This window comes from Pseudomonas sp. B3G-3 (assembly GCF_028640915.1).
In the GTDB taxonomy this organism is placed as follows: Bacteria; Pseudomonadota; Gammaproteobacteria; order Pseudomonadales; family Pseudomonadaceae; genus Aquipseudomonas; species Aquipseudomonas chlororaphis_I.
This window is the reverse complement of record NZ_JAQZAB010000125.1, coordinates 40,355-61,121: the sequence shown is the minus strand read 5'-3', so window position 1 is coordinate 61,121 and position 20,767 is coordinate 40,355. Positions and strand designations below refer to the sequence as shown.

The window sequence follows — 20,767 nt, the reverse complement described above, 5'->3', positions numbered from 1 at the left end:
TCCAGACACGACACAGGCCCCAACCTGTAGCCGCTGCCGCAGGCTGCGATAGGTCCGCAGGAGCTCAATATAAGCGCCGAAGGACCTCGGCGAACGCAAGATCGCCGCGCCCCTTCGGGGCGATCGCAGCCTTCGGCAGCGGCTACACAAAGCCGGGCCAGCCTGCCGATTCAGGCGGGTTGGCCACCCTTACGGCAACAGGATCACCTTCTCGCCGCTGCCCCGATTGACCTCGTGGTAGCGCTCGACGCCCTGCTCCAGCGGCGATTCGAACAGCCCCTGCGGCAATGGCAACAGCCCTTCATCGAAGAACCGGCCGAACTGCTCGAGCATGGCCGCGCAGGCCTGCACGCCGTACAGCAGCGAGTTGATCCCGACCACCGAGCCGCCCTTGCGATACAGGCCCAGGGCCGGCAACTGCACGTGGCCGTCCACCGGCGCGGCGATGATGGCGATGCGGCCGAACGGCGCCAGGGCCGCGACCGAGGCCGGCAGCCAGAAGCCGGTGGTGTCGAAGATCACCTCGGCGCCGCCGGCAAACACGGCGTTGACCTGGGCTCCGAGGTTTTCCGGCTGGTCCAGCTGCACGGTCTCGAACCCTTGCGCCTGCAACGCCTTGACCTGCTCCGGGCGCCGTGCGGCGGCCAGCAGCCGGGCTCCGCGAATCTTCGCCAGGGCCAGGGCGGCGCTGCCCACCGCCCCGCCGCCAATCACCAGCAAGGTGGTGCCGGCGCCCACTCCGCTGCGCTCCAGGGCATCCCAGGCGGTGGTGTAAGGCACGCCCAGGCTGGCGGCCTGGGCGAAGCTCAGGTGCGCCGGCTTGTGCGCCACGCCCTTGGCCGACAGCGCCACGTACTGGGCATGGGAGCCGTCCGCGTAGAACCCCAGCTCCTTGCCGGTGCCCCAGACCTCCTGCCCCACCAGCTCCCGGGGCCCGTCCACCACCACCCCGGCGAAATCCCGCCCGGGAATGCGCGGCACGGTGGTGTAGGGAAAACGCCCGAGCACGTTCTTCACATCGCTGGGGTTGAGGCCGGCGGCCTTGATCTGCACCAGTACCTGATCGGCGGCCGGCACCGGGGTCGGCACCTCGACGTAGTGCAGCGACGACAGATCGCCGGTCTTGGAAAATTGCAGGGCGTGCATAAGCGCCTCCATGAACAGGAATAAATAAAAGGATCGAAAAGCCTCAGGACAACCAGTTGCTCACCAGCTGCCGACCCATGGGCCACAGCTGTTCGCCGGCGAGCATGCCGAGCAGCCCGACCAGGGCGATGGCCGGCGGCGCCGGCGAGCGAAAGTTCAGGGCGCCGTAGAGCAGGCCAACGCCGAGGCCAATAGCGAGAGAGATGAGGTAATGCATGACGAACTCCGGGCAGTGCGCCGCGCCTGGGCGGCGGCGATTGGGCATGCCGGGAGTGTAGGGAGCGAAAACCTGCGCAACCGGCCAAGCACTTCAGGATTTCGGCCAATCTGTGGGTATGAACGTGTAAGAGCGAGGCTTGGCTGCGATGGCCCCGACGCGGAATGTCTGGCATACCGCGTTATCGTTCATCGCGAGCAAGCTTCGCTCCTACGGGATTGCAGCGCCCACACAATGGATGCCTGTGCGCAAAGCCCCGTAGCCGCTGCCAAGCCGCGCGAGGCTGCGGAGGCTTGCCCGCAATAGCCCCGGCGCGGAATGTCTGGCGGACCGCGTTATCGTTCATTGCGAGCAAGCTTCGCTCCTATGGGATTGCAGCGCCCACACACAATGGATGCCTTTCCGCAAAGCCCCGTAGCCGCTGCCGAGCTCCGCGAGGCTGCGGAGGCTTGCCCGCAATAGCCCCGGCGCGGAATGTCTGGCGGACCGCGTTACCGTTCATCGCGAGCAAGCTTCGCTCCTACGGGTATTGCGGCGCCCACACAATGAGTGCCTGTGCGCAAAGCCCCGTAGCCGCTGCCGAGCCGCGCGAGGCTGCGATCGACTGCGCAGCAGGCGCAAAGCCTGAGAATGCAGTGGGTCTGGATAAACGCGGTGGCCCGGTCGCAGCCTCGCAGAGCTCGGCAGCGGCTACAGGGATGACAGGCACTCAGGCGCGGGCTTCTCCGGCCGCGTATTGCGACGGGGCCAGCCCCAGCTCGCGGCGGAACATATCGCTGAAGCTGCCGGGGGAATACCCCAGCTCGCGGGCGATGGTGCTGACCGGCACGCCCTGGATCAGCTCGGCCGCGGCCGTGGCCAGTTGCACCTGGCGGCGCCACTCGGCGAAGCCCATGCCCAGGCCGTCCTTGAACAGCCGCGCCAGGGTGCGCACGCTGGCGCCCGCCGCCTCGGCGTGGCGCTCGAAGGGAATGTCCAGGGAAGGCGCGGCCATCACCGCCTGGCAGAGATTGATCAGGCGCCGGTCGGAACTGTCCGGCAGTACGATCTTCAACCGCGAGCGCCGGGCGCGCTTGAGTTCCAGCAGGGCCAGGTTCACCAGCGCATCGTAGTACTCCGGCTGCGGCGCTCCCTCATGCTCCACCAGACGCACGATCAGCTCGCGCAGCAGGTTGTCCACCTGCAGCACCTGCACCTGGCTGTCGAGGGTCGCCGCCAGGCTCGGGCGCAGATAGATGTTGCGCATCTGCAGGTCGGTGACCACGCGGATCCCATGGGGCACGCCCGGCGGCAGCCACACCGCCCGTTGCGGCGGCACCACCAGCGCCTCGTTCGGCGTCTCGACCCACATCACCCCGCTCATGGCATACAGCAGCTGCCCCCAGGCATGTTCGTGGGGCTCGATGAACAGGCCACGCGGATAGGTGCGCGCCAGGGGTTGTACCGGCACATCGGTGTCGCTGAGGTCGGGAGGTGCGGCAAGGGCCATGGCCGGGCATCGTCGTCAAGCAGGGGGGCCCATGGTAACCCCGCCGATCCGCCTGGAAAACCGCGAAGAAGCATCCGGACGGACGCCACAGGGCCAGGCAATAACCCGTTCGGATGCTTGCCCGACCGCTGCCCGACCGCTGAGCCCCTTGCTCGACAATCCGAGTGAATTTTTCCCTGCCCGCGCGGGTCACTAAACCATCACAGGGAGAATTGATAGCTTTATGAACAACGCAAAACTTTTCGTCATCGAATACACCCTGCACGGCGCCCCCAAGTCCTTCATCATCCGCTCGGAGAAGATGGACAACGCCGAGGCGTGGCATTGGGCAAGCTGCGACGCCGGTGTCGGCCGCATCGGTCGCTTCGGCCTGGAACGGGTGAAAAAGACCAGCAAACCCCTGGCGGAAAAATTCGGTATCGAGAACGTCACCTGGCGACCGTCGACCTGATCCAACCGAGGCCTTGGGCGTAGGGCGTGATACGCCACGGCGTTGGATGATCGAGCCATGCCGAACGCGCCACCGGCAACTGGATCGACGCTCGCAAACAGGACGCTCGCAACTGGAAAGTGGAGCCCTGAGCGGCTCCACTGCTTTTCCACCCGACAACTTCAACCCGTCAGTGGTGCGCACCCTTGGCGCAATCGCAGCCTTCGGTAGAGGTGCAGGGTTCGCCGTTGGCGTGGTGGCTGGCGCAGGCCTGGCAACAGTAGTGCTTGCCGTGACGGACGATGGCATGGGCGCCGACCTTGCAGGTGCAGCCCGGGCAGGCACAAGTCTGGTTGGACATGGGGTGACTCCTTTGTGGTGGTCGTCGACGACGCGAATGTTGCCGCGTCTCTAGCAGTGTAGTGGCTGCCCGTCGCCGCCATTGGCCCCTGGTCGCGGCGGCGTCAGTTCCAGCCTTCCAGGCGCAAGGTCGCCCGCACCAGGCGCTGCTCCTCGTTTTCGATCTCCCGCAGGTTGTCGCAAAGACCCTGGATATGCGCGATGGCGGCCTTGCGCGCCTGCTCCGGCAGGCGCCCGGTGACGGCGTTGTAGAGCCGCGCGTGCTGGCGGTCGATCTGGCGTTTCTGCGCCTGGCGGTGGTAGAGGTTGTTGACCGAGGCGAACACCGAGTTGAGCAGCAGATCGGTCAGCGAGCGCAGGGTCTGCACCAGCACCGGGTTGTGCGAGGCCTCGCAGATCGCCAGGTGGAAGGCGTGATCCAGCCGCGCATGGGCCGAGGCATCAAGGGTCTGGTCGTGGGCATCCAGCAGCGCCTGATAGGCGCGGCCGATCAGCACGAAATCGGCGTTGGTGCCGCGCAACGCCGCCAGCCGCGCCGACTCGCCTTCCAGCAGGCTGCGCACTTCGAACAGATCATAGAGGGTGCGCGGCTGGGAGCTGAACAGATGCATCAGCGCCGAGGTCGCGCCCTGCCCCGACAACTGGGCGACAAACGAGCCCTTGCCCTGTTCGGTTTCGATGATGCCCCGCGCCCGCAGCAGTTTCAGGCCCTCGCGCAACGCCGTGCGCGACACCCCGAGCTTTTCCGTAAGGCGCCGCTCCGAGGGCAGCAGCTGGCCGGTCTTCAGTACGCCGTCGACGATCAGGCGTTCGATGCGTTCACAGACCACATCCGCCACCTGGTGCCGGGTCGAATCCTTGCTGTGCATGCGCCCTCCACTGGTATGACCAGCTGTGAAGAAAAAACCCGATCAAACGGATCATCAGGCTAGTCCACTGAAATACTTAAGTTTTTATAAAAAACCCGGCATCGCTGGCGAAACAAACTGGTTCGACCAGTCCCCGGCCCCGTGGACAGTAAGGCCAGCCGGGCCAATGATGCAACTGAGCGGCCTGTCCGCCGAGCGCCCATAAAAACAACTCAGGGTCGTTAGCCACCCATGAATATCCTCTACGACGAACGCGTCGACGGCGCGCTGCCCACAGTCGATAAAACGGCACTGCTCCAGGTACTGCGCCAACGCCTGCCCGACCTGGACCTCCTGCACCAGAGCGAAGACCTCAAACCCTACGAATGCGACGGCCTTTCGGCCTACCGCACCACACCGATGCTCGTAGCCCTGCCACGGCATATCGAGCAGGTGCAGGAACTGCTGCGGATCTGCCATGAACGCCGCGTGCCGGTGGTCGCCCGGGGTGCCGGCACCGGCCTGTCCGGCGGCGCCCTGCCCCTGGAACAAGGCGTGCTGCTGGTAATGGCGCGCTTCAACCAGATCCTGCATATCGACCCCGCCGCCCGCACCGCGCGGGTCCAGCCCGGAGTGCGCAACCTGGCGATCTCCCAGGCCGCCGCGCCGTTCGGCCTGTATTACGCCCCCGATCCGTCTTCGCAGATCGCCTGTTCCATCGGCGGCAACGTCGCGGAAAACGCCGGCGGCGTGCACTGCCTGAAATACGGCCTGACCGTGCACAACCTGCTCAAGGTGGAGATCCTCAGTGTCGAAGGCGAACGCCTGACCCTCGGTAGCGACGCCCTGGACGCCCCCGGTTTCGACCTGCTGGCGCTGTTCACCGGCTCCGAAGGCCTGCTCGGGATCATCACCGAAGTCACGGTCAAGCTGCTGCCCAAGCCGCAACTGGCCAAGGTGCTGCTGGCGGCCTTCGACTCGGTGGAAAAAGCCGGCCGCGCGGTGGCCGATATCATCGCCGCCGGCATCATCCCCGGCGGCCTGGAGATGATGGACAACCTGGCGATCCGCGCCGCCGAAGACTTCATCCACGCCGGCTACCCGGTGGACGCCGAGGCCATCCTGCTGTGCGAGCTAGACGGTGTCGAAGCCGATGTCCACGACGACTGCGACCGGGTCCGCGCGGTGCTCGAACGGGCCGGCGCCACCGAGGTCCGCCAGGCCCGCGACGAAGCCGAGCGAGTGCGTTTCTGGGCCGGGCGCAAGAACGCTTTCCCGGCGGTGGGCCGGCTATCGCCGGACTACTACTGCATGGACGGCACCATCCCGCGCCGCGCACTGCCGGGGGTGCTCAAGGCCATCGCCGCGCTGGCCGCCGAGTACCAGTTGCGGGTGGCCAACGTGTTCCATGCCGGCGACGGCAACATGCACCCGTTGATCCTGTTCGACGCCAACCAGCCCGGCGAACTGGACCGCGCCGAAGCCCTGGGCGGCAAGATCCTCGAACTGTGCGTCGCGGTCGGCGGCAGCATCACCGGCGAACACGGGGTCGGCCGGGAGAAAATCAACCAGATGTGCGCCCAGTTCAACAGCGACGAGCTGACCCTGTTCCACGCGGTCAAGGCGGCCTTCGATCCCGGCGGCCTGCTCAACCCCGGCAAGAACATCCCGACCCTGCACCGCTGCGCCGAATTCGGCGCCATGCACGTGCACGCCGGGCAACTGCCCTTCCCCGAGCTGGAGCGTTTCTGATGACGGCACACGCGGATAACGACGCCAGCGGCGCACTGCTGGAACAGGTCGGGCAGGCGCTGGCCGACGGCACGCCGCTGCTGATCCAGGGCGGCAACAGCAAGGCCTTTCTCGGCCGCATGACCGCCGGCGAGGTGCTCGACACCCGCGCCCATCGCGGCATCGTCAGCTACGACCCCACCGAGCTGGTGGTGACGGTCCGCGCCGGCACGCCATTGCAGGAACTGCTGACAACGCTGGATGCCGCCGGGCAGATGCTGGCCTGCGAGCCGCCAGCCTTCGGCGACGGCACCACCGTTGGCGGCATGGTCGCCGCCGGGCTGTCCGGCCCGCGGCGACCCTGGGCTGGCTCGGTGCGTGACTTCGTGCTTGGCAGCCGGGTGATCACCGGCACCGGCAAGCTTCTGCGCTTTGGTGGCGAGGTGATGAAAAACGTCGCCGGCTACGACCTCTCGCGCTTGCTGGTGGGCAGCTACGGGTGCCTCGGGGTGCTCACCGAGGTGTCGCTCAAGGTCCTGCCCAAACCCCGCCAGTGCCTCAGCCTGAGCCTGGAAATGGACAGCGCCAAGGCCCTGGCCCGGCTCGCCGACTGGGGCCAGCAACCGCTGCCCATCAGCGCCGCCAGCCATGACGGCCAGCGCCTGCACCTGCGCCTGGAGGGCGGCGAAGGTTCGGTGGCCGCGGCCCGCGATCGCCTGGGTGGCGAGCCCTTGGCCGCCGATTACTGGGCCGACCTCAACGAGCAACGCCTGGCGTTCTTCGACGAAGGCCTGCCGCTGTGGCGCCTGTCGCTGCCCAATAACACCGGCGTCCTGGAGCTGCCCGGCCAGCAGTTAATAGATTGGGCCGGCGCCCAGCGCTGGCTGAAATCCGCGGCACCCGCGGAGCGCATCCGCAGCCTGGCGGAGCGCGTCGGTGGCCACGCCACCTGCTACAGCCACGGCCTGCTGGACAGCCCGTTCCAGCCATTGCCGGCGGTGCTGCTGCGCTACCACCGCCAGCTCAAGGCGCAACTGGACCCGCAAGGGATCTTCAACCCCGGCCGGCTCTACGCCGAGCTCTGAACGGAGACCCGCAGCATGCAAACCACCTTGAGCGAACAGGCGCGCCAGCTACCCCGCGCCGCGGAAGCCGAAAGCATCCTGCGCACCTGTGTGCATTGCGGTTTCTGCAACGCCACCTGCCCCACCTACCAGCTGCTGGGCGACGAACTGGACGGGCCGCGGGGGCGTATCTACCTGATCAAGCAGGTGCTGGAAGGCCACGAGGCCACGGCCAAGACCCAGCTACACCTGGACCGCTGCCTGTCGTGCCGCAACTGCGAAACCACCTGCCCGTCCGGGGTGGACTACCACAACCTGCTGGACATCGGCCGCGCCGTGGTCGATGCCGCCGTCCCCCGGCCCCTCGGCCAGCGCCTGCTGCGCCAGGGCCTGCGCGCCCTGGCGCCGAACCCGGCGCTGTTCAAGGCGCTGATCGGCACCGGCGCCACCTTGCGCCCCTGGCTGCCCGAGGCCGTGCAGGGCAAGCTGCCGCGCCAGGTACAGCCGGCCAAGACGCGTCCAACCACGGCCCACGCGCGACGTATCTTGCTGCTGGAAGGTTGCGTGCAGGCGAGCCTGTCGCCCAACACCAACGCCGCGACGGCGCGGGTCCTCGACCGCCTGGGCATCGCCGTGGAGCCGGTGGCCGAGGCCGGCTGCTGTGGCGCCGTGGATTATCACCTGGACGCCCAGGACGCCGGCCTGGAGCGGGCCCGGCGTAATATCGACGCCTGGTGGCCGCACCTGGAAAACGGCGCCGAAGCCCTGGTGCAGACCGCCAGCGGTTGCGGCGCCTTTATCAAGGATTACGGCCACCTGCTGGCCCACGACCCGCGGTATGCCGCCCGCGCCGAGCGGGTCAGCGCCCTGGCCCGGGACCTGGTGGAAGTGCTGCGCGACGAACCGCTGGAACAGTTGCACGCCCACAGCGACCAGCGCCTGGCCTTCCACTGTCCGTGCAGCCTGCAGCACGCGCAGAAACTCGGCGGCGCGGTGGAGGCGGTGCTCAAGCGCCTGGGTTTCGAACTCACCGAGGTGCCCGACAGCCACCTGTGCTGCGGCTCGGCGGGCACCTACTCGCTGACCCAGCCCGAGCTGGCGCGACAACTGCGCGACAACAAGCTCAATGCCCTGGAAAGCGGCCGCCCCGAGCTCATAGTCACCGCCAATATCGGCTGCCAGACCCACCTCGACGGCGCCGGACGCACCCCGGTGCGGCACTGGATCGAGCTGGTCGAGGCCGCCCTGCCGCCCCTGGATTCTTCCCCTCAACCCAATACCCCTTGAAAGGAGCACGCCATGCACAGCAAAGCCATCCTGGGTCATCGCGAAGTCCAGCGCATTCTTATCGCCGCGCGGGACGAGGCCGAGCGCAACCAGTGGCCGGTGAGCATCGCCATCGTCGACGACGGCGGCCACCCGCTGGCCCTCGAACGCCTGGACGGCGCCTCGCCGATCAGCGCCTATATCGCCGTGGAAAAGGCCCGCACCGCCGCCCTCGGCCGACGCGAGTCCAAGGGTTATGAAGAGATGGTCAACGGCGGACGCACGGCGTTTCTCTCGGCGCCGCTGCTGACCTCGCTGGAAGGTGGCGTGCCCGTGGTGTTCGACGGCCAGGTGATCGGCGCCGTCGGCGTGTCCGGGGTCAAGTCCGGGGAAGATGCCCAGGTCGCGCTGTTCGCTGCCCAGGCGTTGGATTGAGCTGCGAAGGCTGATCCAGCAAGAGGGGTTGCAAGAAAAATATCAGGCAGACAATTACCGCCAGCCTTTCAGATTCCCCCGATTTTTTTGCCTGAAAGGCGTTGCTACGTTCCCGAGGAAAACCTCATGTACAGGACGTTGCAACATGGCTTTCGTAGCACGACAAGGCGACCCCACCACTACTGGAGGTGTGGTCATATCGGGATCCGATACATCATTCATCGAGGGCCAAAGAGTCGCCCGTGTCACTGATACCGTCTGGTGCCCCATGTGCCAGACGGTCGGTTTCATCATCGAAGGACATGACACCTGGCTGGATACCCGACAACCCACGGCGGTCGACGGCAGCCTGGTGCAATGCGGCTGTCCCACAGGGACCCACCGCCTTGTCGCCACTCAGAAATCGACTCTCTCGGAAGACCAGCCGCCCATCCCCATCCACCCCGAATGGCTGCCACTGGGAGTCGCGAACTCGCAGCGCTGGGCCGAGGCGATACAGGAGGGATGGCCACAGAATGAATTCGCGGACTCTGTACCCGGCGAGCAGGCCCGCGGGATGCGTTTCAAGGGTGCAGAAATCGTCCCGGAACTGCGCCCCATGCTCACCGACCACCAAAGCGTGGAGCCGGGCTTTCATATCGTCCAGTCGCCGATAAGCCGTGCCGCCCTTGAAACGCTTCTTTTCGGCCAACCCGATCCGGCGGTCCTGGAGAAATTTCGCCAGCTCAATTCCCAGCTACCGGAGCGACTAAGACCAGGACACCTCGTAGTGTTGAGCCATCCCGACAATAACCTGTGTACCCGGGAAGAGTCGTTGTTGATGGAGGCTGCCGAAAAGGTCAGCATCGAACTGGAATCTCTTACGGATGAAGAGACGACATTCATGCTTCAGTACAGGTCTCAGGTGGCCTCGATCCTTGCATACAGCGGAACAGCTACTGGCGTGGGAACAGCGGCGATTGGTAGCCATGTCAACGAATTGAAAGGCACCTTGCAGGATATCGAGAGGCTCCACCAGACGTTCTTCCAACGAGATGGGCACCTGCGTAGCGCCGAGTTCTTTAGCGAGAGACGAAAGCTGTTTACACGCCTGGATAGCCAGTTGATCGGTATCACCAAAATGAGCGTTGCCTTTCCCGAGCATCCAAAGCTCAAAAGCGCCCTGGGAATTTCCAGCAGCCGCCTGGTCCACCGTTGGACCCAAGCGGGCGCAGCGGGCCAGATACCGGGTTACGCCACACACATGGAGGGCATTTCAAGGGCTTCCAGAGTGCTTAAATATGGCGGCTGGCTCGGTATGGCGCTCAGTGGAGAGGCGTCATACATGAAGGTTCAGGATGTTTGTACAGCAGGCAACAAAGACGCCTGCGAGAAGGTGAAACTCACCGAGGCCGGAAGCCTGACCGGTGGGATAGCTGGCGGAGTCATCACAGGTCCGCTACTGGGGACAGGCGTCGCAGGGGGTATTTGCGTAGCGATCGGGGTTCCGACCATGGGTGTCGGGGCTGTGACGTGCGGTCTGGTGGTAGCTGGTGGGATTGCTTACGGGCTTGGAACAGGTGGAGAGTCGGCCGGGGCGTTTTTGGGGGAGCTTATCTATGAAGCAGGGAAGTGAATGATCATTACCACCGCACACATCGTGCTGGGTGCCTGTATCGGGACCACCTTTCTAGGCATGTTCGGCTTGGGTGGGTATTACCTGTACCTGGGTTGTCGGCACATGGGTATCTTGCTGAGCAGCTCCAGGCACTGCTTATTGGTCAACAGGTACAAGTTCCATCTCCAGAGTGGACCCTGGGGAAAAATGGCGCTGGCGGGCGTGGTGGGGAGCGGCTTGTTGCTCGCCCCCTATCTCACCCGACACGGTTTGATGGACAAGGAAGATGTCACCAACTTTCCTGAGCCGCTTAAAAGCAGATTGATTGTATCGCAGTGCGTTGGCTGGTTTCTGGTGCTGACTCTCTTGCTGGAAGTCGTCGCAGTCAAAGCGACCCACTATCAATCCTGACAAAAGGCCTCTGCTGAAAGCCGTTCAAGGGCCCTTCTCATGATCTAGCCTGTCCCAGTCATCGCCACATGCAGTTGCGTGCTTACACCACCAACTGCGCAATCAGCCAGGCATTGGCCCCGCTGATGATCGCGAACAGGCTCCAGGCGAGGATGCGGGTCGGCCAGCGGTTGACGAACACGCCCATCAACTGCGGGTCGCTGGTCATGCGGATCAACGGGTAGAGGGCGAACGGCAGTTGCAGGCTGAGCACCACCTGGCTCAGTACCAGCAGCTGGCCGACCGCGCCGTCGCCCATCAGCCACACGCCGACGAAGGCCGGCACCAGTGCCAGGCCACGGGTGATCAGGCGCCGTTGCCAGCACGGCAGGCGCAGGTTGAGGTAGCCCTCCATGATCACCTGGCCGGCGATGGTGCCGGTGAAGGTCGAGCTCTGCCCCGAGGCCAGCAAGGCCACGCCGAACAGCACGCTGGCCAGCGCCCCGCCCACCAGCGGATCGAGCAGGTGATAGGCGTCCTGCAGCTCCACCACCTCGGTGTGCCCGGTACCGTGGAAGGCCGCGGCGGCGAGGATCAGGATCGCCGCGTTGACCAGCAGCGCCAAGGCCAGGGAGCCGATGGTGTCGATGCGCGCCAGCTTGATCGCATCCCGCCGGCTGGCCTCGTCCTGGCCCACCAGGCGGGTCTGCACGATGGAGGTGTGCAGGTACAGGTTATGCGGCATCACGGTGGCGCCGAGGATGCCGATCGCCAGGTACAGCGGCGGCGCCTCGCCGATCGCCGCCAGCGATGGCGTGAAGCCTCGCGCCACGTCCGGCCAGTAGGGTTTGATCAACAGCAGCTCGACGAAAAAGCACAGGCCGATGGTGCCCACCAGCACCAGCATGATCGCCTCCAGCCGGCGGAAGCCGCGGTTCTGCAAGGCGAGAATCAACAGGGTGTCGAAGGCGGTGATGACAATCCCGGTGGTCAGCGAAACCCCGAGCAACAGGTGGAACGCCAGGGCGCAGCCCAGGACCTCGGCAAGGTCGGTGGCGATGATCGACACCTCCGCCAGCAGCCACTGGGTCCGTGCCGTGCGGGTGCTGTAGCGCTGCCGGCAAAGCTGCGCCAGGTCGCGCCCGGTGGCGATGCCCAGGCGCGAGCACAGGCACTGCACCGCCATGCCCGCAAGGCTCGCCAGCAGCACCACGAACAGCAGGTTGTAGCCATAACGCGAGCCGGCCTCGATGGCGGTGGCCCAGTTGCCCGGGTCCATGTAGCCGATGGAAATCAGCAGGCCGGGGCCGGCGAAGCGCAGGATCCGTTTGAACAGCGGCGCGGTGGGATCGACGACGATGGTGCCGGCGACTTCCGGCGGGCAGAAGGGTGCGGTACCGACTTTGGGGAGAGTGAATTTCACGCGGGCATCCGGAAGGCTGGAACGGTGGCCCAGCTTAGACGTTTCAGCGGACCGGCCCAAGCCTTGATAGCGCCCTGCCCCGGCCTTTTGCCGCCTTGCTTCTGTAGGAGCGAAGCTTGCTCGCGATAGCGGTGTGTCAATCACCACAACAGCTGAGCCAGCCCCCTTTTCCCCAACCATCCCACACCGCCCAACCACTCCTACAGCACCCGCATTTTCAGGCATGATGCGGGGCAGCCACCCTCGGAGCCGCGCCATGAACACTCCAGCCCAACCCACTGTCGCCCTGGCGATGCGTTCGTATTCCGGGCAGGTCGAGCTGCACGACCACGATTTTCCGCAGATCGTGCTGCCGCAGTCGGGGGCAATGGAGATCGAGGTGGACGGCCGCGGCGGCAAGGTCGATGCCAGCCAGGGCGTGGTGATTGCCCCGGGCGCCCGGCATAGCTTCCTGGCCGAGCGCCGTAACACCTTTCTGGTGCTCGACCTGGATAGCCCCGGCAGCGAGCCGTCCCTGGCCGATAGCCGCTTCTTCGCCATCGACCCGCAGATCCGCCACCTGCTCGGCTATGCCAGCCACAGCGGCGCCTTGCTCAGTTCCTCCAGCCCGGTCGCCAGCGCCTGGAGCGCCCTGCTGCTGGCCTGCCTGGCCCGCCCGACGCCAAGCGCGCCGCAACGCCAGGCACTGGCGCGGGCCCTGGCCTATATCGAACAGCACCTGGGCAGCCCGCTGAGCGCCCGCGCCATCGCCCAGGCCGCGGGGGTCAGCGAGCGCAGCCTGTACCTGCTGTTCGAGCGGGACATGCACAGCACGCCTTTCGCCTATATTTCGACCCTGCGCCTGGACCGCGCCATCGACCTGCTCGGCCGTACCCTGCTGCCCATCAGCGAGATCGCCCAGCGGGTCGGCTACGCCGATCAGAGCGCCCTGACCCACGCCTTGAAAAAGGCCCGCAACCAGACCCCGGCCGCCCTGCGCAAGGCCGCTCGCGACACCCAGGCGCAGGCTGCGACAAGAGTTCGGCAGGCCTGATCAATACCGCCGTCGCGGCGGCTTCTATGCTGGCCACACCGCCCTTGCCTCGGTGTGCCTATGACCGCCATCCACTCAACCCGCCTCGCCCCCTCCCGCAGCGGCGCCGCCACCGCCATCGGCGTGATCGCGGTGTTTCTCTGGTCATGCCTGGCGCTGCTGACCACCCTCACCGCCGGCATTCCCCCCTTCCAGTTGCTGGCCCTGAGCTTTGCCGTGGCCTGCGGCGCCAGCCTGGTATTGCTCGGCTTGCGGGGGCGCGCCGGTTTTCGTGGCTGGCGCCAGCCCTGGCCGGTCTGGGCCCTGGGGTTCGGCGGGATCTTTGCCTACCACGCGCTGTATTTCTTCGCCCTGAAAGCCGCGCCGGCCGCCGAGGCCAGCCTGATCGCCTACCTCTGGCCGTTGCTGATCGTCCTGCTGGCGGCCCGGGCCGGCGGCGAACCGCTGCGCGACCGGCAACTGACCGGCGCCTTGCTGGGGCTGGCCGGCACCGCGTTCATCATGCAACAGCGCGCTGCCAGCCAGGTCGGCGCGATGCCGATGGCGGGTTACCTGGCGGCGTTCGGCTGCGCCCTGGTGTGGTCCGGCTACTCGGTGCTCAACCGCCGTTTCAGCAGCGTGCCCAGCAGCCTGATCGGCGGCATCTGCGGGCTGGTGGCGCTGGCCGGGGCGCTCTGCCACCTGATGTTCGAAAGCCCGGTGCAACCGGACTTCAAGCAATGGCTGGCGATCCTCGGCCTGGGGCTGGGCCCGGTCGGCCTGGCCTTCTTCGCCTGGGACCACGCCACCAAACACGGCAACCTGGCCACGCTCGGCGCGCTGTCGTATCTGGCGCCCTTGATCTCCACCCTGCTGCTGATCGTCATCGGGCAAAGCCCGGCCAGTGTGTGGCTGCTGGTGCCGGCGTTGCTGATTATCGCCGGGGCGGTGCTGGCGACCTCGGGCGCGCGCTCTACCCAGGGTTGAGGAGCGTCCGACAAGCGCCACGAAGGCCGCTCCCGCGCCCTTTTATCCGAAATTCCGTGCCACCGCATATCCCGCTGGAGTGCCCCGCGACAGCCGTGGGAAGATGCGCGCCCCCAACGCGTTCACTCTGGAGAATCTGCATGCCCCTGTTCGGTAAACACGCCGCGGTCCTGGTCCTGGCGGCGCTGGCCGGTTTCAGCGCCCTGGACGTGTCCGCGGCCCAGCCGACGAACAAGAAGGCCAAGGTCGAGACCGTCTCGATGCTCGGCGGCAAGTTCAAGTTCAGCCTGCCCAAGGGTTTCATCGCCAACCCGCTGCCGGCCGGCGACGAAGCCAGCGGCACCGCCGGCGCCACCGGCACCATGTACACCAACGCCAGCACCAAGACCGTGGTCATCGCCGCACAAAACCTGATCCCCGATGCGGTGCAGGCCAAGGACAACGACGCGCAGTTCCTCGACAGCGCGGTCTCGGGCTTCCTCTCGCAACAGGCGGCGGCCCTGCCGGATTTCAGCAAGCAAAGCGAAAAAAGCATGACCCGCGGCGGCCTCGGCCTGCGCCAGATCGACAGCACCGCGACCCAGGGCGGCGGCATGACCCAGAGCTCCACCCTGCTCGCCGGCTCCGGCAACCGCATGGCGGTGGTGCAGGTGATTTCGCGGATCAACGACAAGGCCAATCACGACAAGCTGGTCAGCCAGATCGTCGGCAAGTAAGCCCTCAGGAACCCGCAGCGACAGCGGCCGCTACGGGTTCATCCGCCTCAAGGGTTGAGGCTGAGCAACCAGCGGTTCAGGTCCTGGAGTTCGCTGTCGCTGATGGTATGGCCGATGCCCGGGTAGGCATGGAACTGCGGAGCCAGGCCCAGCCCGCGCAACAGGCTGTCGGCCTCGGAACCGTCGCTGTAAGGCAGGCGCATGTCCGCGGTGCCATGGGCGATGAAGATCGCCAGTTGCTCCAGGCCTTCGCCGCTCTTGAGCTGCGAGCGCAGCACCGGCAGGATCTTCCCGCTCAGCGCGGCAATCCCACGGACCGCCTGGGGATGGCGCAGGCCCAGTTCGTAGGACATGATCGCGCCCTGGCTGAAGCCCACCAGGAACACCCGGTCGGCGCGGGTGTGGTACTTGGCGACCGCCTGCCGGACGAACGCGTCGATCAGCTTCGCACCGTCGGCCAACTCGGCGGTCACCCCGTCATAAGCGCCTTCGCCCTGCTTGTGAAACCACTGGTAACTGCCCTCTTCCACGGTTTGCGGCGCCCGGACCGAAAGGTAGGTGTAGTCCGCCGGCAACCCGTCCTTGAGGCCGAACAGGTCCTCTTCGTTGCTGCCGTAGCCGTGGAGAAAAATCACCAACGGCCGGTCGCGCGCGTCGGCCGGGGCCTGTTCCAGATAGAGCAGTGGCAGGTCGTCGTGCAGTGCGCCTTGGGCCTGGACGGAGGCAGACACGCACAGCAGCAACAGGGCCAGGAACTTGAACATGGGATGTCCTTCTGATGACACCGGGGGAAAGCGCCCGTTGCCTGGTTGTTTTGGCCGCGTAGCGGCCATCGCGAGCAAGCTCGCTCCTACAGGGAACCACCTGAATATCAAGGCCGGCTTCAATCGTTGGTCAGCTTGCCGCTACGGATAGGTTCGCGGCCGGCGACCTTGGCCTGCCAGATACCCGGCTCGGTGTAGCGGCTGCGGTCCAGGGCGAACAGCACGCCGCTGGTGGCGGCACGCACCACGGTGACGATGTCGTTCAGCGGGTCGACCACCTCGAAGATCGCGTCGCCCCGCTCCACCCACTCGCCGGCCTCACGCAGGAAGCTGACCACCCCATGGTGCGGGGCGAACAGATATTGGGTGCCTTCGAACGGCATGCCCTCGCAGCAGGCGTCCGGAGTAGCCGGCCAGTGGCCATCAATCAACCCTTGCTCGGCGAGAAAACCGAGGATCGCTTCGCAGTTGGCCTGGGCCTGTTCGACCCGGGTGTCGCCCATGCTGCCCAGCTCCAGGGTGGTGGCGAGGTTGGCCGCTGGAATCGCTGCCCGCGGGAAGTCGCGGGCCAGGCGCAGCCAGGGCGTGGAGCAGGACTCGTCGAACGAGCTGCCGCCGGAGTCTTCGCAAAGCAGCGCCACCCCGGCCTTCAGCCGCGCGGCCAGGGACTGCCACTGCGGCCAGTGCTGGGGCAACGCGTACAGATGGATCGCCGCCTCGAAATCGCAGTGCAGGTCGAGGGTGATGTCGGCGTCGCAGGCATGGCGCAACAGCAGGCGTTGCAGGGCTTGCAGTTGCGAGGCCGGGGCCGGCAGGCGGTCGAGGACTTCGCCCATGGTCTGGCGGATCAAGGCGACGTTGGCCGCCGCATCGCTGCCCAGGCGGTCACCGATCAGGTCGCCCACCGGACCGCTGAGTTCGACGAAGGCGCGGTTGAAATTCTTCCCGCTGCCGCTTTCAAACCGCCCCAGGTGGCTGCTTTGCAAATGCTGGTCGAGGCCGATGGGGTTGGCCACCGGCACCAGTTCGATCACGCCCTTGAGCTGCCCCTGGGCTTCCAGTTCGCTCAGGCGTTTTTTCAGTTCCCAGGCGGTGCGCATGCCCGGCAGTTCGTCGGCGTGCAGGCTGGCCTGGATATAGACCTTGCGGCTGCCGCTGCCAAAACGGAACACGCTGAGCTGGCGCTGGGTGCCCAGGTGGCTCCAGGGCAAGGAATGGTCGATGCGTTGCATGAAGGGCTCCGGAAGAAAAATGGAGTTCGGCGGGGGCCGTAGCCTGAGGCATTTGCGCGGCCGTGAAAAGGTCGTCGTCCGCTGCCAGGCGGCGCGAGCTTCCTGTAGCCGCTGCCGCAGGCTGCGTTCGGCTGGCACGGCCGTGACGCCCTCAAGATCGCTGAAGGTCCTGCGGACCTTGGCGCAGCCTGCGGCAGCGGCTACAGGGGATCGCCCTGCTCCTGTTCGGGCCGGCAAATCGCACCCACAAAAAAAGGCGGCGCCGTCTTCACGGTAGCCGCCTTTTTCAGTGCAGCGAATTACTCGCCGTAGACGTCGAACTTGAAGTACTTGTCCTGCACGGCCTTGTACTTGCCGTTGGCGCGGATTTCAGTGATGGCGGTGTTGAATTTCTCGGCCAGGGCGGTATCGCCCTTGCGCACGGCGATGCCGGCGCCGCCACCGAAGTATTTCGGATCGTTGTACTCGGGACCGACGAAGGCGAAGCCCTTGCCGGCGTCGGTTTTCAGGAAACCGTCGTCGAGGTTGACCGAGTCGGCCAGCAGCGCGTCGATGCGACCGGACACCATGTCCAGATTGGCTTCCTGCTGGGAGCCGTAACGCACCAGGTTGATCCCGGCCGGCACCAGCACTTCGGTGGCGAAACGGTCATGAGTACTGGCGCGCAGCACCCCGACTTTCTTGCCCTTGAGTTCGGTCAGCGGGTCCTTGACCTCGGTGCCTTCCTTCATCACGAAGCGCGCCGGGGTGTGGTAGTACTTGATGGTGAAGTCGACGTTTTTCTTGCGATCGTCGGTGATGGTCATGGACGACAGGATGGCGTCGATCTTGCGCACTTTCAGCGCTGGGATCAGGCCGTCGAATTCCTGCTCGACCCAGGTGCATTTGACTTTCATCTGCTCGCACAGCGCATCGCCGATATCCACGTCGAAGCCGGTGAGCTTGCCGTCGGGGGTTTTCATCGAGAATGGCGGGTAGCCGGCTTCGATACCGATGCGGATCGGCTTGGCATCGTCAGCCACGGCGGTCAGGGACAGCATGGACAGTGCCAGGGCACCGAACATCACAAGCTTCTTCATTTATAACTCCCGTAGACGGAGGCTCTTATTGGCAGAAAGGTTCGATTGGGGGAAATCGAAGTGGCCAGCAGTCTAGAGCGGCGCCCGGGCGGCAAATTGTGTTTATGCGACAAATACTTACAGAAAAACCACTTCCCGATCAGGACGACGCCGAGCCCGCCCTGTGCTGGTGCAATGACCGCGGAAAACCCCGCCGATCCCTGCATGTTTTCGGGTTTTCGTGCCTGGATTGCGACCTGCAAGTCGTGTGGAGAACGTCTTGGGAGAGAGCGTCGAACCTGTACCTCGCCGACCGAATACCCTATCGCGGGCAAGCCTCGCACCTATAGAAGCCCCCCTCAATCCTCGGGCTTACGCAACAGATAGGTGTCCATGATCCAGCCATTGGCCTGCCGCGCCGCCTTGCGCACCTGCTGGATCTGCCCGGCGACCTCCTTGAGCCGGCCGGCAATCAGGATCTCCTCCGGCGTGCCGAGGTAGGCGCCCCAGTAGATCTGCAGATCCTGGTCCGCCACCTGGCGATAGGCATCCTCGGCGTCGAGCATCACCACCAGGCTGTCGGCATCGCTCACCTGCCCCGCCGCCAGCCGCCGGCCGGTGGTGATCTCGACCGAGCGGCCGATGCGGTTCAACGGCACCTTGTGCTGCGCCGCCAGGGCCTGGACGCTGGTGATGCCGGGGATCACCTCGAACTCGAACGCACAGCGGCCGCTGGCCAGGATCGCCTGCAGGATGCGAATGGTGCTGTCGTACAGCGCCGGATCGCCCCAGGCCAGGAAGGCGCCGGTTTCGCCGTCCGCCAGTTCCTCGTCGATCAGGCGCTCGAAGGTGCGCTGCTTGTCGCGGTTCAGCTCGGCGACGCTGGCCCGGTAATCCACCTCGGCGCCGCGCAGCCGCTCCGGGCTTTGCGCTTCGACAAACCGGTAGCCGGGCTGCTCGATGTAGCGCTCGCAGATTTCCCGGCGCAGGTCGATCAGCGCGTCCTTGCTCTGGCCCTTGTCCATCAGGAAGAACACATCGGTGCGATTGAGCGCCTTGACCGCCTGCATCGTGATGTAGTCGGGGTTGCCGGCGCCGATGCCGATGATCAGGAGGGTTTTCATGGGAGCGGGTCTCGGGTGCTGCTCGGGGGATGGAGTATGGCTGGGTTGCGACGGCGCGTCACAGGGCGGCCGCTCTGCGGCCTATCGCGAGCAAGCTCGCTCCTACCATGATTTGCGCCAACCCGGTAGGAGCGAGCTTGCTCGCGAAAAAATCCCCAGGCCACGCCGAGCCAAGCCCGCTAATCGCGCTGATCCAGGCGCAATCTCCAGCGGCCATTGAAGCGCAGTTCGACCTGGGCCAGCGGCTCGACATCGATGGCATTGAAACTGGCCAGCGGGCATTGCATGACGTGCAGCAGCGCCGCGCGGATGACCCGCGGATGGGTCACCGCCAGCACATGCCCGGGCTGCTCGCTCAGCGTCGCCAGCCACGCCGCGACCCGCTCGCACAGCTGCGCCACCGACTCGCCGCCGTGGGGCGCCGAGTGGCTGTCGGCCAGCCAGGTTTGCAGGGCCTCGGGCTGCTCACGGTGCAGATCGTCAATGGACAGGCCCTGCCAGCGGCCCATGTCACAGTCGCGCAGCGCCGGCACCGTTTCCACGCTGGCGCCATACAAGGTAGCGGTCTGCCGCGCCCGTTGCTCAGGAGCGCTGAGCAGGCGCGGCGCACGCTTGAACGCCGCGGCCCGCGAGCCCGTCTGCGCCTGCCAGTCCATCTCCAGCGGCTCGTCCAGCGGAAAACACGCCAACTTCTGGGCGACGGTCCGGGCATGGCAGATCAGGGTCAAGCGGGTGGCCGGCACGGGGAATCTCTCGACGTTGAATGGACGCAGGGGGCAATGTGGCTGCGTTTGTATCATGTGTCGCCGGGGGATTCCCAACTTGTCGCCGCCAGACTTAAGCGCTGGCGAGCCCCGGCCGGGCCAGGTACAGCACCTCATAGCGCTCGGCGCCGCGTGTACTGTCGGGCGCGCTGGCCGAAAGGGTGAAGCGCACCAGCTCCCAGGCCTGCAGGTCGAGGGCGACGAACACGGCGAAGGTGTCCGGGTCATCGGCCAGCCGTTGATTGTGTTCGACCTGCTCGGCCAGCAACCTGGCGCGGTCCGCCAGCGGATCGATCGCCAGGTGTTCGCGATAGAGAGTCCGCGCCTGGTTGCTGGAACCGCGGCGCCAGTCCAGGGGCAGCCAGGACTCGATGTACGGACGGCCGAACGAGTCGATCACGCTGTCGAAACCGCTGCCCATGAGAAACCGCGCGGCGCCCGCCGGATCGGCCCAGAGGTAGATCGAGGCGTACAGGTTATGCCGCGCGCCGTGCACGCCCCGCTCCTGGCCGGCGAAGACCTTGAACAGCAAACCGTCGACCTCGTCCCACAAGGGCCCGCGATCCGCGGCGCGATGGCGGATCACGCCCATGTCGTAATCGGCGGGCAGGCGGTGCGAATACTGTTTGGCCAACATGGCGATGCTCCTGTGCGTGAAGGTGCTGCCAGCTTGCGCAGGGCCAGCCATTACAACAAGATATCGCCAAATATATC

22 protein-coding genes are annotated in these 20,767 nt (G+C 65.9%); 10 read left to right on the top strand and 12 right to left on the bottom strand.

Going from position 1 to position 20,767, the window contains the following annotated elements:
- Nucleotides 1–189 precede the first annotated feature (189 nt).
- From PVZ80_RS26520 to PVZ80_RS26510, 3 genes are all read right to left on the bottom strand, one after another.
- On the bottom strand, nt 190–1,146 hold the full coding sequence (locus tag PVZ80_RS26520) for a quinone oxidoreductase family protein (RefSeq protein ID WP_009048211.1): 957 nt from the start codon (nt 1,144–1,146) through the stop codon (nt 190–192).
- 43 nt (nt 1,147–1,189) lie between these two features.
- Nucleotides 1,190–1,363, bottom strand: coding sequence for a DUF1427 family protein (locus PVZ80_RS26515; protein WP_007930748.1), 174 nt, complete (start codon nt 1,361–1,363; stop codon nt 1,190–1,192).
- A 709-nt stretch (nt 1,364–2,072) separates the two neighbouring features.
- Nucleotides 2,073–2,852, bottom strand: a complete 780-nt coding sequence (locus PVZ80_RS26510) for an AraC family transcriptional regulator (RefSeq protein WP_028682931.1) — start codon at nt 2,850–2,852, stop codon at nt 2,073–2,075.
- A 223-nt stretch (nt 2,853–3,075) separates the two neighbouring features.
- Between PVZ80_RS26510 and PVZ80_RS26505 the strand changes: the two genes are divergently transcribed.
- Nucleotides 3,076–3,303, top strand: a complete 228-nt coding sequence (locus PVZ80_RS26505) for a DUF6555 family protein (protein WP_009048208.1) — start codon at nt 3,076–3,078, stop codon at nt 3,301–3,303.
- A gap of 169 nt (nt 3,304–3,472) precedes the next feature.
- On the opposite strand, the gene PVZ80_RS26500 is transcribed toward PVZ80_RS26505, so the two are convergent.
- Nucleotides 3,473–3,643, bottom strand: a complete 171-nt coding sequence (locus tag PVZ80_RS26500; RefSeq protein ID WP_009048207.1) for a metallothionein — start codon at nt 3,641–3,643, stop codon at nt 3,473–3,475.
- 103 nt (nt 3,644–3,746) lie between these two features.
- Complete coding sequence (gene glcC / locus PVZ80_RS26495) at nt 3,747–4,511, bottom strand: transcriptional regulator GlcC (protein WP_273864790.1); 765 nt, start codon at nt 4,509–4,511, stop codon at nt 3,747–3,749.
- Nucleotides 4,512–4,742: 231 nt separating this feature from the next.
- Here glcC and glcD point away from each other — a divergent pair, with 231 nt between their 5' ends.
- From glcD to PVZ80_RS26465, 6 genes are all read left to right on the top strand, one after another.
- Nucleotides 4,743–6,242: a glycolate oxidase subunit GlcD gene (gene glcD / locus PVZ80_RS26490; protein ID WP_009048205.1), complete on the top strand. Its 1,500-nt coding sequence runs from the start codon at nt 4,743–4,745 to the stop codon at nt 6,240–6,242.
- A complete protein-coding gene (gene glcE, locus PVZ80_RS26485; protein WP_273864789.1) occupies nt 6,242–7,306 on the top strand; it encodes a glycolate oxidase subunit GlcE in 1,065 nt (354 codons plus the stop codon). The genes glcD and glcE overlap by 1 nt, the downstream gene beginning before the upstream one ends.
- Nucleotides 7,307–7,321: 15 nt before the next feature.
- A complete protein-coding gene (glcF, locus tag PVZ80_RS26480) occupies nt 7,322–8,572 on the top strand; it encodes a glycolate oxidase subunit GlcF (RefSeq protein ID WP_273864788.1) in 1,251 nt (416 codons plus the stop codon).
- Between the two features lie 12 nt (nt 8,573–8,584).
- A complete protein-coding gene (locus PVZ80_RS26475; RefSeq protein WP_009048202.1) occupies nt 8,585–8,986 on the top strand; it encodes a heme-binding protein in 402 nt (133 codons plus the stop codon).
- 145 nt (nt 8,987–9,131) lie between these two features.
- Nucleotides 9,132–10,601 carry a PAAR domain-containing protein gene (locus PVZ80_RS26470; protein ID WP_029526429.1) on the top strand — a complete coding sequence of 490 codons (1,470 nt, stop codon included), beginning with the start codon at nt 9,132–9,134 and terminating at the stop codon, nt 10,599–10,601.
- Entirely contained in the window at nt 10,602–10,994 is a 393-nt protein-coding gene (locus PVZ80_RS26465) for a hypothetical protein (RefSeq protein WP_016702762.1), read from the top strand. It begins immediately after the preceding gene.
- An 82-nt stretch (nt 10,995–11,076) separates the two neighbouring features.
- Here the strand turns inward: PVZ80_RS26465 and PVZ80_RS26460 are convergent, their stop codons facing one another.
- Nucleotides 11,077–12,396: an Nramp family divalent metal transporter gene (locus PVZ80_RS26460; protein WP_273864787.1), complete on the bottom strand. Its 1,320-nt coding sequence runs from the start codon at nt 12,394–12,396 to the stop codon at nt 11,077–11,079.
- Between the two features lie 256 nt (nt 12,397–12,652).
- On the opposite strand from PVZ80_RS26460, the gene PVZ80_RS26455 reads away from it, so the two are divergent.
- The 3 genes from PVZ80_RS26455 (at nt 12,653) to PVZ80_RS26445 (ending at nt 15,111) form a co-directional block, all read left to right on the top strand.
- Nucleotides 12,653–13,429, top strand: coding sequence for an AraC family transcriptional regulator (locus tag PVZ80_RS26455; protein ID WP_124344929.1), 777 nt, complete (start codon nt 12,653–12,655; stop codon nt 13,427–13,429).
- Between the two features lie 60 nt (nt 13,430–13,489).
- Entirely contained in the window at nt 13,490–14,395 is a 906-nt protein-coding gene (gene yddG / locus PVZ80_RS26450; RefSeq protein WP_016702760.1) for an aromatic amino acid exporter YddG, read from the top strand.
- Nucleotides 14,396–14,535: 140 nt separating this feature from the next.
- The gene (locus PVZ80_RS26445) at nt 14,536–15,111 is read left to right on the top strand and encodes a hypothetical protein (RefSeq protein WP_016702759.1); all 576 of its coding nucleotides are present in this window, start codon (nt 14,536–14,538) and stop codon (nt 15,109–15,111) included.
- A 47-nt stretch (nt 15,112–15,158) separates the two neighbouring features.
- On the opposite strand, the gene PVZ80_RS26440 is transcribed toward PVZ80_RS26445, so the two are convergent.
- The 6 genes from PVZ80_RS26440 to PVZ80_RS26415 all read right to left on the bottom strand — a co-directional run bounded on the left by PVZ80_RS26440 (nt 15,159) and on the right by PVZ80_RS26415 (nt 20,690).
- Nucleotides 15,159–15,875 carry an alpha/beta hydrolase gene (locus PVZ80_RS26440; protein ID WP_273864785.1) on the bottom strand — a complete coding sequence of 239 codons (717 nt, stop codon included), beginning with the start codon at nt 15,873–15,875 and terminating at the stop codon, nt 15,159–15,161.
- A 119-nt stretch (nt 15,876–15,994) separates the two neighbouring features.
- Complete coding sequence (locus tag PVZ80_RS26435) at nt 15,995–17,107, bottom strand: succinylglutamate desuccinylase/aspartoacylase family protein (protein ID WP_009048195.1); 1,113 nt, start codon at nt 17,105–17,107, stop codon at nt 15,995–15,997.
- Between the two features lie 299 nt (nt 17,108–17,406).
- Nucleotides 17,407–18,186: an ABC transporter substrate-binding protein gene (locus PVZ80_RS26430; protein ID WP_009048194.1), complete on the bottom strand. Its 780-nt coding sequence runs from the start codon at nt 18,184–18,186 to the stop codon at nt 17,407–17,409.
- Nucleotides 18,187–18,524: 338 nt separating this feature from the next.
- On the bottom strand, nt 18,525–19,289 hold the full coding sequence (gene cobF / locus PVZ80_RS26425) for a precorrin-6A synthase (deacetylating) (protein WP_028682920.1): 765 nt from the start codon (nt 19,287–19,289) through the stop codon (nt 18,525–18,527).
- Between the two features lie 179 nt (nt 19,290–19,468).
- Nucleotides 19,469–20,032 (bottom strand): histidine phosphatase family protein, encoded by a 564-nt coding sequence (locus tag PVZ80_RS26420; RefSeq protein WP_273828905.1) that lies wholly within the window; start codon nt 20,030–20,032, stop codon nt 19,469–19,471.
- 94 nt (nt 20,033–20,126) lie between these two features.
- On the bottom strand, nt 20,127–20,690 hold the full coding sequence (locus PVZ80_RS26415) for a DUF4865 family protein (protein ID WP_016702754.1): 564 nt from the start codon (nt 20,688–20,690) through the stop codon (nt 20,127–20,129).
- Nucleotides 20,691–20,767: the final 77 nt, after the last annotated feature.